Annotated in this window: 17 protein-coding genes and 4 tRNA genes; 19 read left to right on the top strand and 2 right to left on the bottom strand. The window is 41.2% G+C overall.

The features are described from left to right. Positions 1 to 229: 229 nt before the first annotated feature. Both HLH14_RS02845 and argH read right to left on the bottom strand, forming a co-directional pair. Entirely contained in the window at positions 230 to 499 is a 270-nt protein-coding gene (locus HLH14_RS02845; RefSeq protein ID WP_067725620.1) for an oxidative damage protection protein, read from the bottom strand. A gap of 11 nt (positions 500 to 510) precedes the next feature. Beyond that, the gene (gene argH / locus HLH14_RS02840; protein WP_067725621.1) at positions 511 to 1,941 is read right to left on the bottom strand and encodes an argininosuccinate lyase; all 1,431 of its coding nucleotides are present in this window, start codon (positions 1,939 to 1,941) and stop codon (positions 511 to 513) included. On the opposite strand from argH, the gene HLH14_RS02835 reads away from it, so the two are divergent. From HLH14_RS02835 to HLH14_RS02745, 19 genes are all read left to right on the top strand, one after another. Then, the gene (locus tag HLH14_RS02835) at positions 1,932 to 3,086 is read left to right on the top strand and encodes a sensor histidine kinase (RefSeq protein WP_067725622.1); all 1,155 of its coding nucleotides are present in this window, start codon (positions 1,932 to 1,934) and stop codon (positions 3,084 to 3,086) included. The two genes, argH and HLH14_RS02835, sit on opposite strands and share 10 nt — an antisense overlap. Before the next feature lie 53 nt (positions 3,087 to 3,139). Then, positions 3,140 to 3,880, top strand: coding sequence for a LytR/AlgR family response regulator transcription factor (locus HLH14_RS02830; RefSeq protein ID WP_067725628.1), 741 nt, complete (start codon positions 3,140 to 3,142; stop codon positions 3,878 to 3,880). A 108-nt stretch (positions 3,881 to 3,988) separates the two neighbouring features. After that, positions 3,989 to 4,906: a hydroxymethylbilane synthase gene (gene hemC, locus HLH14_RS02825; protein WP_171532617.1), complete on the top strand. Its 918-nt coding sequence runs from the start codon at positions 3,989 to 3,991 to the stop codon at positions 4,904 to 4,906. A 1-nt stretch (position 4,907) separates the two neighbouring features. Beyond that, positions 4,908 to 5,687, top strand: coding sequence for a uroporphyrinogen-III synthase (locus tag HLH14_RS02820; protein WP_171532616.1), 780 nt, complete (start codon positions 4,908 to 4,910; stop codon positions 5,685 to 5,687). Further along, positions 5,684 to 6,526 (top strand): hypothetical protein, encoded by an 843-nt coding sequence (locus HLH14_RS02815; protein ID WP_171532615.1) that lies wholly within the window; start codon positions 5,684 to 5,686, stop codon positions 6,524 to 6,526. The genes HLH14_RS02820 and HLH14_RS02815 overlap by 4 nt, the downstream gene beginning before the upstream one ends. 7 nt (positions 6,527 to 6,533) lie before the next feature. Further along, positions 6,534 to 7,727: a heme biosynthesis protein HemY gene (locus HLH14_RS02810; RefSeq protein ID WP_171532614.1), complete on the top strand. Its 1,194-nt coding sequence runs from the start codon at positions 6,534 to 6,536 to the stop codon at positions 7,725 to 7,727. 10 nt (positions 7,728 to 7,737) lie between these two features. Continuing rightward, the gene (locus tag HLH14_RS02805) at positions 7,738 to 8,166 is read left to right on the top strand and encodes an acyl-CoA thioesterase (RefSeq protein ID WP_171532613.1); all 429 of its coding nucleotides are present in this window, start codon (positions 7,738 to 7,740) and stop codon (positions 8,164 to 8,166) included. Between the two features lie 164 nt (positions 8,167 to 8,330). Then, complete coding sequence (locus HLH14_RS02800) at positions 8,331 to 8,657, top strand: H-NS histone family protein (RefSeq protein ID WP_067725636.1); 327 nt, start codon at positions 8,331 to 8,333, stop codon at positions 8,655 to 8,657. 172 nt (positions 8,658 to 8,829) lie between these two features. Continuing rightward, complete coding sequence (gspN, locus tag HLH14_RS02795; RefSeq protein WP_171532612.1) at positions 8,830 to 9,573, top strand: type II secretion system protein N; 744 nt, start codon at positions 8,830 to 8,832, stop codon at positions 9,571 to 9,573. After that, a complete protein-coding gene (locus tag HLH14_RS02790) occupies positions 9,573 to 10,412 on the top strand; it encodes a type II secretion system protein N (protein ID WP_171532611.1) in 840 nt (279 codons plus the stop codon). The genes gspN and HLH14_RS02790 overlap by 1 nt, the downstream gene beginning before the upstream one ends. A gap of 43 nt (positions 10,413 to 10,455) precedes the next feature. Continuing rightward, positions 10,456 to 12,729, top strand: a complete 2,274-nt coding sequence (gene gspD, locus HLH14_RS02785; protein ID WP_171532610.1) for a type II secretion system secretin GspD — start codon at positions 10,456 to 10,458, stop codon at positions 12,727 to 12,729. A 69-nt stretch (positions 12,730 to 12,798) separates the two neighbouring features. Continuing rightward, the gene (locus HLH14_RS02780; protein WP_171532609.1) at positions 12,799 to 13,530 is read left to right on the top strand and encodes an FHA domain-containing protein; all 732 of its coding nucleotides are present in this window, start codon (positions 12,799 to 12,801) and stop codon (positions 13,528 to 13,530) included. 93 nt (positions 13,531 to 13,623) lie between these two features. Further along, positions 13,624 to 14,295: a phosphoglycolate phosphatase gene (locus tag HLH14_RS02775; protein ID WP_171532608.1), complete on the top strand. Its 672-nt coding sequence runs from the start codon at positions 13,624 to 13,626 to the stop codon at positions 14,293 to 14,295. Between the two features lie 115 nt (positions 14,296 to 14,410). Then, entirely contained in the window at positions 14,411 to 15,904 is a 1,494-nt protein-coding gene (gene trpE, locus HLH14_RS02770; RefSeq protein ID WP_171532607.1) for an anthranilate synthase component I, read from the top strand. A gap of 98 nt (positions 15,905 to 16,002) precedes the next feature. Beyond that, positions 16,003 to 16,078, top strand: a tRNA-Thr gene (locus HLH14_RS02765). Between the two features lie 53 nt (positions 16,079 to 16,131). Beyond that, a tRNA-Tyr gene (locus tag HLH14_RS02760) sits at positions 16,132 to 16,215 on the top strand. A gap of 38 nt (positions 16,216 to 16,253) precedes the next feature. After that, positions 16,254 to 16,329 (top strand) — tRNA-Gly (locus HLH14_RS02755). A gap of 14 nt (positions 16,330 to 16,343) precedes the next feature. After that, a tRNA-Thr gene (locus HLH14_RS02750) sits at positions 16,344 to 16,418 on the top strand. A 149-nt stretch (positions 16,419 to 16,567) separates the two neighbouring features. Then, positions 16,568 to 16,716: GTP-binding protein (locus HLH14_RS02745; protein ID WP_235940460.1), on the top strand; the 149-nt coding region annotated here is incomplete at its 3' end.

Genomic DNA, 16,716 nt, shown 5'->3' with positions numbered 1-16,716 from the left:
CTTCTTGCAGAATATATTCCTCAGGATGGAGCAGTGCTCATTAAAAAAGGGCTTCTTATTGAAACCCTTTTTTAAATTAAAGCCTACGCGCGCTTTCAGCGCTTGTCTTGCAGAAAAATAAGGCAGCGCATGAAAAAATCCCCTATTTTTTAGGGGGTTTTTTCAGATTAAAGCCTACGCGCAGCCTAGCTGCTTGTCTTGCGTAAAAAAGAAAGCAGCACTTTCTTTTTTACTCAGGCTTTAGACCTTCAGCTTTTTCTAGTGACTCATCGTTACTAAAGAATTTTTCACGTTGCTCTTCTAGAAATTTTTTCGCATCCGGCTCAAACACGTTTAAACGCTTTTCATTGATCAGCGTGGTTTGGTGTTTAAGCCATTCTTGCCAAGCTTGTTTAGATACGTTGTCAAACAATTCTTGACCTTTTGCACCTGGGAATGGTGCAAAATCTAAACCTTCCATTTCGGCTTGATACTTACGGCAAAATACTTGTCGAGACATATCATTATTCCTTAAGCGTAAAGTTTTTCTAAGCGTGTATAGGCACGAGCAATTGCAGCTTCAACTTGAGCTGGTGCAGTACCACCAATGTGGTTACGTGCATTCACTGATGCTTCAAGCGTTAATGCTTTTTCGAACACGTCGGCTTGGATCAAATCAGAGAACTGTTGAAGTTGTTCAAGTGTCAGTTCAGACAAATCTTTCGATTCTTGAACACCCAATGCAACCGCTTTACCAACAATTTCATGTGCATCACGGAAAGCGACGCCATTTTTAACCAGGTAATCTGCAAGGTCGGTTGCAGTTGAGAAACCACGAAGCGCTGCTTCACGCATGATTTCGATATTTGGAACCAATGCAGGAATCATGTCGGCAAATGCCATCAATGAACCACGAACGGTATCAATCGCATCAAATAATGGCTCTTTGTCTTCTTGGTTGTCTTTGTTGTACGCTAATGGTTGGCCTTTCATGAGTGTTAAAAGACTCATTAAGTCACCGTAGACACGACCGGTTTTACCACGAATCAATTCAGGAACATCTGGGTTTTTCTTCTGCGGCATAATTGAAGAGCCTGTGCAGAAACGGTCTGGAATGTTCACAAACTTGAACTGCGCAGAAGTCCAAAGGATCATTTCTTCAGACATACGTGATAAATGCATCATAATTAAAGATGCAGCAGCATTGAATTCAATACCGAAATCACGGTCAGACACCGCATCTAACGAGTTTTCACAAACTGCTTCAAAGCCTAAAAGCTGTGCTGTGTATTCACGTTCGATTGGGTAAGTTGTACCTGCCAAAGCAGCAGAACCTAAAGGTAGACGATTCACACGTTTACGGCAGTCGATTAAACGCTCAGAGTCACGAACCAACATTTCAAACCACGCCATTAAATGATGACCGAAAGTCACCGGCTGTGCCGTTTGTAAGTGAGTGAAACCAGGCATAATCGTTTGGGTGTTTTTTGCAGCCAAGCCCAAAATACCTTTTTGTAATTTTTCCAGTAATTTTAAAATCGCATCAATTTCGTCACGTACATATAAACGAATATCGGTTGCAACCTGGTCGTTACGGCTACGACCGGTATGTAATTTTTTACCTGTGATGCCAATACGCTGAGTCAGGCGAGACTCAATGTTCATGTGTACGTCTTCTAGGTCAATGCGCCATTCAAAGTTACCTGCTTCAATGTCAGCTTGAATAGCAGTTAAGCCAGTGATGATATCGTCACGTTCTTGCTCGGTAAGTACGCCAACTTTTGCAAGCATGGTTGCATGTGCAATGGAGCCTGCAATATCTTGTTTATAAAAGCGTTGGTCAAATTGTACAGATGCTGTAAATTCAGCAACAAAAGCGTCAGTAGCTTCAGAGAAACGACCGCCCCACATACCCGAAGTTTGGGTTTGTGACGGATTTGAGGAATTAGAAGATGTGGTCATGTCGGCTCAATAGGATAAAAAGCATTAGAACTAAAAAGAGTATAACAAATTCAGGTTCACTTGCCGAAGGACAAGACGACCAAACTTTTGCTCATACGCAGGGAAATAAAACATACGCTTATTTTTTTACGAAAATAGGGCGTTGGCAACATTTAATCGAATTATTTATTGCCAGTAATATCTTGGCGATGATTTTAGCTTTAGCGGAAGCGCAATCATGGGCAGCTTTAAGTGTAGAGCGTTTATTGCAGTATATGTTATTCATTAACTGGGTTTTGCTGGCTTTTGTCGCATTGGTTGAGCTGTTTCAGAAAAAAATTCAGCCTTTAAGTTTTGGGCAAGCCTTAGCTGTGGGCTTCATTCTATTGCAGATTATTATTTTATTGACCACCATCGTGCTGAATGGTCTGATTTATTTTGGACAAAATTTTCAAATTCACAATTTAAGCAGTGATGTTTTATTGGATGGTGTGGTGCTGCATCTCAGTTATGGCGTGCTAATCGGGACATTTTGTTTTCGTTATCTGTATTTTCGGGAGCAATGGGCACGTCAGCAAAATAGTGAGTTACATGCACGTATTCAAGCCATGCAGGCACGAATTCATCCGCATTTTCTGTTTAACAGTTTAAATACGGTAATCAGCTTAATTAGCATTGATCCAGATAAAGCAGAGCAAATGTTACTGAATTTATCACGGCTATTTCGTGCGAGTTTTAAAGAACTTAGACTGGTTCGATTAAAGGATGAAATTGAACTGTGTCAGCATTATTTGGCCATTGAGCAGATTCGTTTGGGTGATCGTTTACACGTAGAATGGAAATATGACGATGAAGTTCTCTTTTCTCAGGTACAAATTCCGTTATTAACTTTACAACCTTTAGTGGAAAATAGTATTTTTCATGGTGTTGAAAAATTTCTAACAAAGAGTACGATAAGCATATTGGTTGAAGTATTGCAAAATCAAGTAAATATAGTTATTACTAACCCTTATACACAGGATAAAATAAATTTAAGACAAGGAAATGGTATTGCAGTTGAGAATGTGAAACAGCGTCTAGAGGCTTATTATGGACGGACTGTGATCTTTCAGACATACGCGGGAAAGGGAATATTTACCACAGTTGTGCAATATCGATATAAATAAAAAATCATAGTTAACCTATAAAAAAAATGATGTTGACTGTGAAAGGAGGAAAAATGGACATCCTGATTTGTGATGATGAACCTCTCGCAGTAGAGCGATTATCACGTTTAGTCACCCAACTGGGACATCAAGTGGTTGCAACTGCAACTCATGGTCAGCAGGCAATTGATATGGTTCAGTTTTATGAGCCAGATGTGGTGCTTTTAGATATTCAAATGCCTGAAATGGATGGTTTAAGCTGTGCGCAGTATTTGCGCCAGCTAGAGCCTATGCCAGCAATTATTTTTTGTACTGCTTATGATGAGCATGCTTTAGATGCATTTAAGTCGCATGCAGAAGGCTATCTATTAAAACCGGTGATGCAGCAAGAATTACAACAGGTTTTAGATCATTTAACCAAACTGACTCAAGCACAAATGAGCACTTTAAAACAAAAAGAAGATATGAACGAACTCAATATAAAACGCCACCAAATTGTGGCAAAAACCTACCGTGGGGTAGAACTGGTTCCTGTAGAAAATATTTATTATTTTTTAGCAGATCAAAAATATGTCACGGTACGCCATAAAAATGGCAGCGTACTGATTGATGAAACTTTAAAAGACCTGGAAAATGAATTTGGCGATCAATTTGTTCGAATTCATCGTAATGCCTTGGTTTCAGTACATTTCCTGGATGGACTCGAAGTGATTAGTTCGGGGCAGTACCAGGTGCGTTGTCGTGAATTGGAGGAGCGCTTGGCGGTCAGCCGACGCCATTTGCCCAATTTAAGAGAACGAATACAAAAAATGTAAATCTCTTTTCATTATTTTGGTGACAACAACTGTGCAAATTCACTTGCATTTTCAAGTGAGCGCGTTAAGTTTAGAATAACGTACTTATATTGACTGTTTCTAAAATTTATGAAGATTTTGAAGATTGCAACTCGACAAAGCCCGCTTGCATTATGGCAGGCTGAACATATTCGTGCCCGTTTAGAGGCATTGCATGCTGATCTTAAAGTTGAGTTGGTGACCTTCGTCACTCAAGGTGACAAAATCTTGGATACGCCTTTGGCAAAAATTGGCGGTAAAGGTTTATTTGTTAAAGAACTAGAAGCAGCGTTGCTGGATGGTCGTGCGGACTTGGCTGTTCATTCGATGAAAGATGTACCTATGGCTTTGCCTGAAGGTTTGAGCTTGCCGGTGATTTGTGAACGTGAAGATCCTTTGGATGCTTTTGTCTCCAATACATATCACAGTTTTGATGAATTACCACAGGGTGCAAAGGTCGGGACTTCAAGCCTGCGCCGTAAAACCCAGATTTTAAAACAGCGTCCTGATTTAAATATTATTGATTTGCGCGGAAATGTTGGAACACGTTTATCGAAACTGGATTCAGGTTTATATGATGCCATTATTTTGGCGAGTGCGGGTTTAAAACGCTTGGGTTTGGCCGACCGTATCCGTCATACACTTCAACCTGAAATTAGTTTGCCTGCAGTTGGACAAGGCGCACTCGGCTTAGAATGTCGTGCGACAGACCAAGCTGTACTTGATCTGATTTTACCGCTTTTACATGCTGAAACTGATATTTGTGTTCGTGCAGAACGTGCTTTCAATGCCTATTTGGAAGGCGGTTGCCAAGTGCCAATCGCAGGATATGCCACTTTAAATCAAGGGCAACTCCATATAGAAGGCCGTGTGGGGAGTGTAGATGGTTTAACGCTATTGAAAGTTGAACTGAGTGGCACTCCAGAACAAGCTGAACAGTTAGGGGTCAGTCTCGCACAGAAATTGCTGGAACAAGGCGCGGGTGATTTGCTTAAAGCGCTCTATTAATATGCTGTTTATTAATACCCGTCCTCAAGATCGTGCGGAAAAATTGAGTCATACCTTGCGTATGGCTCAAGTGCCTGTTTTGGATTTGCCTTTACTGGAATTGGTGGCTCGACCTTGGTCAGCGGCATTATTTGAGTTGTATCAGCAATTGCTTGCTGCACAGGTGATCGTGGTGGTCAGTCCAACTGCTGTTCAAATAGGGATGGATTATTTAAAACAAGCATCAATCGCTCTTGATAAACTTCTGCATATCCAATGGATTGCGGTAGGTGAAACAACGGCGCAAGCTTTAGCATCCTATGGAATTGTTGCTGAAGTTCCTTTGGTTGAAACATCGGAAGGAATGTTGCAACTTCCAATGCTTAAAAGCATGAATGCCGGAACGTGCATCGCTTTTTGGCGTGGTGAGGGGGGGCGTCCATTTATGATGGATCAGTTAAAACAGCAAGGCATGCATATTTTAAATTTTATTTTATATGAACGCCGTTGTCCTTTACTTACTCAGCAGAATCTTCCAAATATATTGCCTTTATTAGAACAAGAGCAACAGTATGCTATGGTGGTGAGCAGTGAAGCGAGTTGGCTAAACTGGATTAAGCTGATGCAAGGTCAAGACGCGATTATTGCAAAAGGACATTACTTTGTTTTAGGTGAGCGCTTGTATCAAGTTGTTTCGGATTATAAAAAAAATCAACCAGCATGTTTTAATATCACGCGATTACCTGATTTAAAAACAGATTCAATTTTGCAGCAGATTGTTGTTGTGCAAGGGAACACATGAAGAAAATTCTCATTTTATTACTCATTTTAAGTTTGCTCTGGATTATAAAATTAAGCTATGACGTATTTAATATCTCTGCACAACAAACAGAATTAAACAGCAGTCTGCATCGTATTGAACAAAGCAATGCAAATTTAAATGACCAGCTTGTGGCTTTACAGCGTCATGTAAAGGCTGAAGGTGGGGCAGTAGCACAAGGTGCTCAAGCAGGGCATGATTTAAAAACCATCGAAGCATCAAGCATTGATCCAATTGTGGTGATTAAACAGCAGTTAGATTTGATTGAATTTATGCTGAAACAGCAAAAATTCAATGAAGCCTTAGATAAATTAATGTATTTAGATCAAAACCTAGAACAATATGCTTTGGCACCATCACTGAAGCAAAGTTTGCATCAGGTCATTGCGAAAGATCAGCAGGTGATTCAGCAGTTTGCAAGTGCCCGAGTTGCGCAGCAAACAAAAGTGGATGATTTAATACACCAGTTAGATCAAGCATTAACCCAGGAAATAAATACGCCACAATTAAGTTCAAGCCAACCTCAAAGTAAATATTTTTGGCAGCGCTGGCTGGTGATTGAACCAGCAAAACAGCCTGCTGTAGCTTTAATGCAACGTCCAGTGATTTTAAAAGAGGCGCAGTTGAGATTATTATTGGCTCATCAGGCTCTACAGCAAGGTCAATATTTAGAATACCAAGAATCGCTGACTGAAATTATCCAATTGTTAAATCAAATACCGGATAAAAAATCACGCCAACTGATTCAGAATATCCAAAAAATAAAAGGATTTACTGTTATTCCGACGCCAAGTTTAAATACGCGTGCATTATTGGGGTGATGGATCAATGAAACAGGTTTTACTTGCTTATGCTTTTATCAGCTTGATTATCATCGCCGGGCTGAGTGTTTTAAGTTATGGTTATGGCGCAGGTTATGTTTATTTATATTGGCGTGAATGGCAAATTCAAACCAATATTTGGGTCATTTTTATTTTCCTGGCCGGCCTGAGCTTAATCATTCAATTGCTATGGTTGGCGATCAAGCGCTATTTAAAAAGAGAACAAAGAAAGCTAGAAACTATTTTTAATTTTAAAAATTTACATCCCTATGAACAGTTGGCTGTGATTTGGTTATTAGAAGCAGCTCAAGACCAGCATGAATTTATTCAAGGGGTATTTTCGCAATCGGGTTTATTAAAAGGCATTATTGGTTCGCGATTGTATTGGATGCAGCAGCAATATCCACAAGCGCTTGCAATATTAAATCAAAGCAATGCCATGGCATTTGAATTGGCTGAAATACAACGGATCGAAATTTATCTGGCTCAAAATGATGGAGAGCAAGCCTTAACCCATCTTGAGTTTTTAAATCAGCATGAACTTTCGCCGTGGTTAAACGATGTCAAAAGTGCCTATGATTTACGCTTAACAGCATTATGGGGGAAGTTTGCCCTTCAATTTCCATGGATGTATTTGCGTTCGACTAAATATGGCCATTTGGGAACCGAAACCAAACAGGAATGGTTACAACAGTTATTGCTTGATTTTGATCAAGCCGATGTTGAGGATTTGCAAAATTTACAACAACGTTATTTAGACTTGCAAGATCAAATTTATAGTCGCAATTATGGGATAAAAACTTTATGGTTAAAGCTGTTATCTCGTATGCCAGAAATGAGTCAGCAACATGAAGACCTGGCATTACATTTGTTAGATGAGCAATTTAATCAAGACGTTTTTTATTTATGGTTTCAACAGCAATTATTGAAACAAAACCCTGATTATTTAAGGGTTGAGCAACGAATTGACTATTGGGAAAATAAATATCCTTTTTTGCCTGTGTTTAGCTTTGCTAAATGGCATATATACGATGCAACCGCACGTTATGCTGAAGCTGATAAGTTGCTTGAACTCTATCCAGATAATGTGATGATGAATTATTTAAGAATTAAATCTACTTTAAAAGGTCAGGATGATTTAATTAAACAGTTAAATTTAATATTTGAAAATAATGCAAATTTTGTTGAAATAAAAATATGAGGCTAAATAAATGTTAACCCTGTCAGATTATCCTATTATTTATGAGCAGTCAGTCGCTTGGGGAGATATGGATGCCTTTGGGCATGTCAATAACGTCATGTATTATCGTTATATTGAAAGTGCCCGCATTTGTTATATGGATGAACTTAATATTTTTCAACAAGATGTTTATACGGTGGTTGCATCCAATCAGTGCAAATATATTCGTCCAGTATTTTATCCAGACCAGCTTAAAATTGGTGTACGTGTTGAGGAAATGCGTAACAGTGCGCTGCGTATGAGTTATTTATTATGGAGTGAGACACAACAAATGGTAGTTGCATTGAGTGAAGCAGTCATCGTTTGTGTAAATAAAGAAAATATGAATAAAACTGAAATACCTGCTGTGATTCGAGAAAAAGTGACTGAAATTGAATTGATCGTAAATCATCAAATTTAAAAATATTAAAAAGCTTTCATAAATAAATATAGAGATATATAGATGTGTGAAATCTTTTTAAATATTGTTGTTTATTTAAACTTTTGTATTGAATGTTTTAGATAATAAAAATATTATGATCGAGTTTGAATATATAAAATATAAATCTATTCTTGGGAGTTAATATGATGCCGGACATTAGTAATTTATCTGTTGAAGAGTTAAAGCGTTTACAAATTGAAGCTGAAGCATTAATTGCTTCTAAAAAAGATCAAGCGGTTGAAGATGCTTATCAGCAAATTTTAGAGATTGCAGATAAAGTAGGTTTGACGATTGAACAAATCTTAGAGTTTGGTGCAACTAAACGCAAAAAAAGCACACGTAAATCTGTAGAGCCACGTTACCGTAGCAAAAAGAATCCATCTGAGACTTGGACGGGTCGCGGTAAACAACCACGTTGGTTGGTTGCTGAACTCGAAAGCGGTGCAAAACTGGAAGACTTCCTCATCTAATTTTAGAATTCATGAGATTGTCATCCAGTTGGATTAGGCTAAAAAAACCAAGCATATATGCTTGGTTTTTTTATATCTTTGAATTGGCGTTGTGGAAAAAGTGTGCATAATGTGTATAGAAAGATAATATCGTGGCTCAGGGAAGAAGAATAGATATGTTGGTCGTGGTGGGATGATAAAGAAACCCAAATACATCACCTGGTGGATCTTTGCCATCATCGTTTTTTTTCTGTTTGTATTACTCCAAATTCCAGCGGCTTGGCTCATTTCAAAATTTTATAAAAACAACCAGGTCTTGCAAAATGTAAGCGGTAATATTTGGCAGGGGCAAGCAGATTGGCATAAAGGAAATCTAAGAGGGTCGTTAAGTTGGAAAACACGACCATTGGATCTGTTTTTGCTGCGTTTAGGGGCACATGTCGAAGTCCATAGTGGGCATACCGAGCTTGATGGGGTTGTGGGTTATGGCTTGGGCAAGAAAGTCATGGTTCAAGATTTGAATGGCCAAATTGCACCTGAAACATTAAAAAATATGGTGGATTGGCAGTGGCCTACAAATGCCATTCAATTGCAGGATATCGATTTTAACTATAAAAAAGAGCAGGGCTTTTCACAGGCAGACGGTCAATTACAGTGGGCGGGTGGTGAGTTGATTTATACCTATGCTCAGCGACAGGATCGAATGAATATGCCGTCATTGAAAGGAAAACTGTCAGATGAAAATAACAAGCTGATGTTTGATCTTCGTGACCAGCGTGACCAAAAACTGATTGCTTTAGAGCTGGATCCAGGCTTGATGCTTGATGTGCAATTGACCCAACGTTTATTGATCAATATTGCCTCCTATGAAGGTAAAGCGGGTTTAGATACCTATGTCATTAGTTCGCGCCAACCTTTGTTTAAAGGTGCCTTCTAATGAATCAATGGATCGAAAAAATTCAACAGTTAAATTGGAAACAAGCAGATCGTGCTGCGCCGATATTACTGGCACTGCTGATTTTATATTTATGCTGGAAGTTGGCGAGCATTTTTTGGTTGTTGATGGCTCCCCCTCAAGTTATACAGTTAGAGCGAGTGGAATTAGGCTCACAGCAACCACAAGTCCCTAATATATCTTCATTTGCATTGTTTCAAGAAGCTGGAAAGAGCGCTGCTGCGGACGAGAACATAAATCTTGTATTGCAGGGTGTGGTGGTGGGTTTCCCAAGTCAATTTTCTTCTGCTGTGATTAAAGTAAATGACGTGGCAGATCGCTATCGTGTAGGGGAAAGTATCGATACGACCTCTTACCAGTTGGCTGAAGTGTATTGGGATCGAGTGGTATTGCGCCAAAACAATGGTACGACCCGAGAGTTAGCGTTTAAAAGGATGGAAAATGGTTTGGATCAGCCCATCGTTCAGCCTGTAGTAAATGCTCCAAGCTCAAATCATCAATCGATTCAAGCGGTACCGAGTCAGGAAAATAGTGCTCTGGGACAAGCAGTACAAAAAATACAGGAAGACCGTGAACAATATTTAAAAGATATGGGGGTTAATGCGGCAAGTGGGGGCTATGAAGTCACTTCAAGAACTCCTGCAGCATTACGCAGCAAGCTGGGTTTGCAACCGGGTGACCGGATTATGTCTTTAAACGGACAGGCTGTGGGGCAGGGGCAAAGCGATGCCCAGTTGCTTGAACAGGCGAGACGCGAAGGTCAAGTTAAATTGGAAATAAAGCGTGGTGATCAAGTGATGACCATACAACAGAATTTTTAAGTGATGCATTGTCACATTATAGGGTTAGGAAGCACGGAATTTTATGGCTTTATTTAATCATCATCGTTCAGTTTGGACCTTATTTGCAGCTGCACCACTTATTGCTATGGTGAGTACTGCAAGCCATGCACAAACATGGAAAATCAATTTACGTGACGCTGACTTAACTGCATTTATTAATGAAGTTGCAGATATTACAGGGAAAAATTTTGCTGTAGATCCACGTGTACGTGGCAATGTGACCGTAATTTCCAATAAACCCTTAAATAAAGCTGAAGTTTACGAGTTATTTCTTGGTGTATTGAATGTCAATGGCGTGGTGGCTATTCCTTCGGGCAATACCATCAAATTGGTACCGGATAGCAATGTTAAAAGCTCCGGTATTCCTTATGATGGCAAGCAACGTGCCACGGGTGACCAAATCGTGACTCGGGTCATCTGGCTTGAAAATACCAATCCGAATGACTTAATTCCTGCAATCCGTCCTTTAATGCCGCAGTTCGCGCATTTATCCGCAGTTGCGGGAACCAATGCACTGATTGTTTCAGACCGTGCCAATAATATTTATCAGCTTGAAACTATTATCCGTAATTTGGATGGTACTGGGCAAAACGATATCGAGACTGTGACACTGCAGTCGAGTCAAGCAGAAGAAATGATTGGTTTACTTGAATCGATGAGTTCCACCGGAGCAGCCAGAGATCTAAAAGGCTCGCGTATCCGCATCATTGCCGATACACGAACCAATCGGATTGTGCTGAAAGGCGATACTGCGACGCGTAAGCGCATCCGTCAAATGATTGAAATTCTGGATGTGCCTGCGGCAGATCGTTTGGGTGGATTAAAAGTCTTTCGTTTAAAATATGCCAGTGCGAAAAGTCTGGCTGAAATTTTACAAGGCTTGGTCACCGGTCAGGCTGTATCCAGCTCATCAAATTCGAACAGTTATTCATCGAGCAGCAATAGCACGATGAATAATCTGGGTAATAACAATTCGAATAACTCAACTAACAGCTCATCGAATATTTCAACGCCAAGTATTAACTTGGGTGGTGGATCAAACAGTAATAATCAAAATAGCATCACCAGTTTTAATGGCAATGGCGTCAGTATTATTGCCGATGACAGCCAGAATGCGTTGGTGGTAAAAGCTGATCCCCAATTGATGCGTGAAATTGAATCCGCTATTCAGCAGCTGGATATCCGTCGTCAACAGGTGTTAATCGAGGCTGCCATCATTGAGGTTGAGGGAAGTGATGCCGATCAACTCGGTGTGCAATGGGCCTTGGGTGACTTAAGCAGCGGCATTGGTTTAATTAGCTTTGATAATGCGGGTGCGAGTCTGGCGAGTTTGGCAGGTGGTTATTTAACGGGTGGTTCTGCCGGTTTAGGTGCTGCAGCAGCCGGGTTAAAAGGCACTTCATTAATTCTTGCCGATTATAAAGAAGGCAGTAATGGTTCGCGTAAACTTTATGGGGCACTGATTCAGGCACTAAACAGCAGAACCAAGTCTAATTTACTCTCCACGCCATCCATTGTGACCATGGATAATGAAGAAGCTTATATTGTGGTGGGACAGAATGTACCCTTTGTCACAGGTTCTGTTGCAACCACCACAGCCGGCATTAATCCATATACCACGGTTGAACGTAAAGATGTCGGTGTGACTTTAAAAGTGGTGCCACATATTGGTGAAGGTGGTTCAGTCCGTTTAGAAGTGGAACAGGAAGTTTCTGCTGTAGCCCGTGATCGTGGTCAGGCTCAGGATTTAGTCACCAGTAAGCGCGCCATTAAAACCTCGATTTTGGCTGAGCATGGTCAAACCATCGTTTTAGGCGGTTTGATTTCAGATAATTCTCTACAGAGTCGTCAGTCTGTACCGGGTTTGGGCGCTATTCCTGGTATAGGACGTTTATTTAGATCTGATGTTAAGTCGAATGAAAAGCGCAATTTATTGGTCTTTATCCATCCCACCATTGTCGGTGATGCTAAAGATGTGAAGCGCTTGTCTCAGCAACGCTACAGTCAGTTGTATAGCTTGCAGTTGGCGATGGATCAGGATGGCACTTTCTCGAAGTTACCCGAAAATGTGGATGATATTTATCAGCAACGTCTTCCGGTAACGCCTTCAGCTGCAAAAGTACCGGGTTATCAAACGGTACCATCAGGTGGGCAAAATCAGTCCAATGCTGCTGTTGTTACTACGCCTGTGGCGATTGAACCAGTGGTACAAAGACAGGTTGTCGCAGCACCCAAATCTGAAGTTAAAAGAACTAAAAATACCGTAACTACGACCACGATTCGATCAGGTTCTTAACAGAGTAGGTAAAGAATTGAAGATTCGCCGTGATATGATGAGAAAAAATCGCAAAGAGAAGTGCATTTCATGACTTGGAAAATACAAGCAATTACCGGTGAATTGACGGGACAAGAAATTAGCATCGACCGTGATATGTTGGTCGGTCGTCATCAGAGCGCAGATATTGTATTGCAAGCCGGGGAAATATCACGCAAGCATGCGGCTTTCTTGCTAAAAGACCAAGCCTTGTGGCTGCAGGATTTAAACTCATCTAACGGCACATTTGTAAATGATTTACGTATTGACCATGAAACCTTGTTGAAACAAGGCGATATCGTCCAGTTTGCCAGTCTGAAGTTTTCCGTACTGGAACCTGCAAAAGACATTGCACGTGTCGTAATTGAATCAGCTGCAGTTGCGCTTGAGCCTGTAGTCACTGAAACAGAAGTGGTTCCTGCCAGCGAACAGCCTTCAGAAGCCGTTGCTGTTTCCGAAACGGCAGCAGCACAAGCTGAACAAGCATCTAAAACAGTCGCTCAACAAATGAATGATCAGGGCATGCCTGAGCTGAAAGAGCGTGATAGTAGCGTTAAGGTGAGCCGTGATGGTATGCCGCAAGGCGTTGCAATCCCTAAACCTGCGCCTATTCCAGAAGGAATTGATATCAAAGCACAGCCTGAACCGCAGCCTGTGGCAATTGAAAAGCCTGTATCTCGTGTAGAGCAAGTTAAAGAAGAGCAAAAGAACGCATCGATTGGCTTAATAACCATTATTGCATTGATTGTCCTTGCAATCATCGCATGGTTATTATTTAAATAAGGGCGTGCTCGACATACCATTAAGGCATGCAATCGCATGCCTTAATTATTTGGCTGGATGTGGTTGGGGGAGATAAATCATGAGAGGAAGAAGATGTCTGTAGCAAACTTGGCAAGTCGTGAGCTGATTTTATTTGACTTGGATGGCACCTTGGTGGATTCCGCATCTGATTTGTATCGCGCCATGAACATGAGCCTGAATGTTTTGCAATTACCGGAAGTGACTGAAGAACAGGTTCGGACTTGGGTGGGTAAAGGCACATCCCTTTTTTGTCACAGCACTTTACGGTATTTAACGGGACAGGTTGATCCTGCTCAGCATCAGCAACTATTAGAGACTTTTTTAAAGATTTATAATGCCGAGCCGTGTGTGGACACCCAACCTTTTACTGGGGTGGTGGATTTCTTGGACTGGGGTTTAAGTCATAATAAACAAATGATCTGCGTGACCAATAAACCAGAACAACCTGCGCGCATGATTGTGGAATCCTTGGGCTTGAGCAAATATTTTGTCGATGTCATTGGTGGCGATCGTTTTGAAGAACGTAAACCGCATCCACGTCAGTTACTTTATTGTGTTGAAGAATATGAGGTCACTGCGGCAGAAACTTTAATGATTGGCGACTCCAGCAATGATGTAGAAGCAGCGCGACGTGCAGGAGTGGATTGTATTGTGGTTAGCTATGGCTATAATCATGGTGAAGATATTCAGGATTGCCAGCCACAGCAAGTGGTCGATGATTTAACAGAATTACTCGCGAAATAATTTAAAAGTAAGGATATTGGAATGAGAAATTGTATGGTTTTTCGATGGCGACACTAAGTCAGATAATACCAAAACGAACTTAAACCCGCCCATATCGAAAACATAGAGCATACTCATGACCACTCAAACTCAATTCGACAGCTTAAAATCTGACGGTTACAACCTTATTCCTGTTTATCGTCAGCGCTTGGCCGATACCGAAACACCACTTTCAGTGTTTGCGCGTCTTAAAGACCATCAACAAGCATATTTATTTGAATCGGTTGAAGGTGGTGAAAACTGGGCACGTTATTCCATTATTGGTTTGGGTGAATCCACGGTTTTTTCATGCAATGAAAGTGTTTTAACCATCCAGCAAGCCGATGGTTCAATTGAAACCCAAGCCTGTAGCGACCCATTCCAATATATCCGCGATTTTCTGGCCCAGTTCCATGTGCCAACGCAAAAGGACTTGCCCGCCTTGCCTAGCTTTACCGGTGGCTTGGTAGGTTACTTTGGCTATGATTCAGTACGCTACATCGAGCCACGTTTAACCAATGCGCCAGCAGCCGATCCAGTCGGATTACCGGATATCTGGATGATGCTGTCTAAAACCGTGATTGTATTTGATAACTTGAAAGACACTTTGTTTTTGATTGTGCATGCAGATGTCAATGATCCGGATGCCTATGCCAAGGCACAACAACAATTAGATGATTTGGAAGCAGTACTGGCTCAACCGATTAGCCTGCAAGCGAAAAAACATACGGCACCACATTTTGAATCGCTCACAGGCAAAGAAAAGTATCTTGAGTCGATTGAAACAGTAAAAGAATACATCCGTGCAGGGGATGTGATGCAAGTGGTGCCGGGGCATCGTATGGTCTCTGATTTCGATGGTGAGCCTTTACAGGTTTATCGTGCGCTTCGCCATCTCAATCCATCACCATATTTGTTTTTAGTCCAAGGTCAAACCTTAGACAATAAAAAACCATTCCATATTGTCGGCTCTTCTCCTGAAATTCTGTCCCGTCTGGAAAATGGCATTGCTACAGTTCGACCACTGGCAGGTACACGCCCGCGTGGCAAAACCAAAGAAGAAGATTTGGCTTTAGAAAAAGATTTGCTGTCTGATGAAAAAGAGATTGCTGAACATCTCATGTTGATTGATTTGGGGCGAAATGATGTCGGACGCGTGTCAAAAATTGGCAAAGTGAAAGTCACTGATCAAATGGTGATCGAACGTTATTCGCATGTCATGCATATAGTCTCCAATGTACAGGGTGAAGTTCGCGATGATGTCGATGCCCTGGATGTTTTTAAAGCCACTTTTCCCGCAGGCACACTTTCTGGCGCACCAAAAATCCGTGCCATGGAAATTATTGATGAAGTTGAGCCAGTAAAACGTGGTGTTTTTGGTGGCGCTGTGGGTTATTTAGGCTGGCATGGTGAAATGGACATGTCGATTGCCATTCGTACCTGTGTGATTCGTGAAAATAAGGTCTATGTACAGGCAGGAGCAGGGCTTGTTGTGGACTCAAATCCTGAATCTGAGTGGAATGAAACTCAAATAAAAGCTCGCGCAGTGATCAAAGCGGTTGAATTATCATCAAACGGACTAATTTTATGAGTTTTTGATATTTTTTTTTAAAAAAACACTTGCAAGGTTTCTGGGTTTTGCTAAACTGCACACCGTTCCGATACGAAACGTTCGAAACACTAAGAAACGCCGGCATAGCTCAGTTGGTAGAGCAACTGACTTGTAATCAGTAGGTCCACAGTTCGAATCCGTGTGCCGGCACCATCTTAGAAGTTGAAGTGGTTGAGTAGAAGAATAGCACTGAAATAAGTGTATGTGGTGAGGTTCCCGAGCGGTCAAAGGGGGCGGACTGTAACTCCGCTACGAAAGTTTCGAAGGTTCGAATCCTTCCCTCACCACCAATTTAAGAAATTCGATACAGTGTGGTTGTACCAATAATGCGGGAGTAGCTCAGTTGGTAGAGCGGCAGCCTTCCAAGCTGCATGTCGCGAGTTCGACCCTCGTCTCCCGCTCCATCGAAGATTTTATTGCTCTTATAGCTCAGTGGTAGAGCACTCCCTTGGTAAGGGAGAGGTCTCCAGTTCAAATCTGGATAAGAGCTCCAGATATTCAGTTTAGCAATTTTGATTGCACAAGATTCCAAAAGCAGGCTATTTAGTCTGCTTTTCAAGTATCTGAAGTTTGGTTTTTTAACGACATGTCGGAGCTGGGTTTTACTCAGGATTGTGTTCGACGTAAACGAGGAGTATTAACATGGCTAAAGCTAAGTTTGAACGTAATAAGCCACACGTTAACGTGGGCACAATTGGTCACGTCGACCATGGTAAAACAACTTTAACTGCTGCAATTGCAACAATTTGTGCAAAAAATTACGGCGGTGAAGCTAAAGATTACGCAGCAAT

The sequence above is a fragment of the Acinetobacter terrae genome (assembly GCF_013004375.1).
In the GTDB taxonomy this organism is placed as follows: domain Bacteria; phylum Pseudomonadota; class Gammaproteobacteria; order Pseudomonadales; family Moraxellaceae; genus Acinetobacter; species Acinetobacter terrae.
This window is presented reverse-complemented; position numbering and strand designations above follow the sequence as displayed.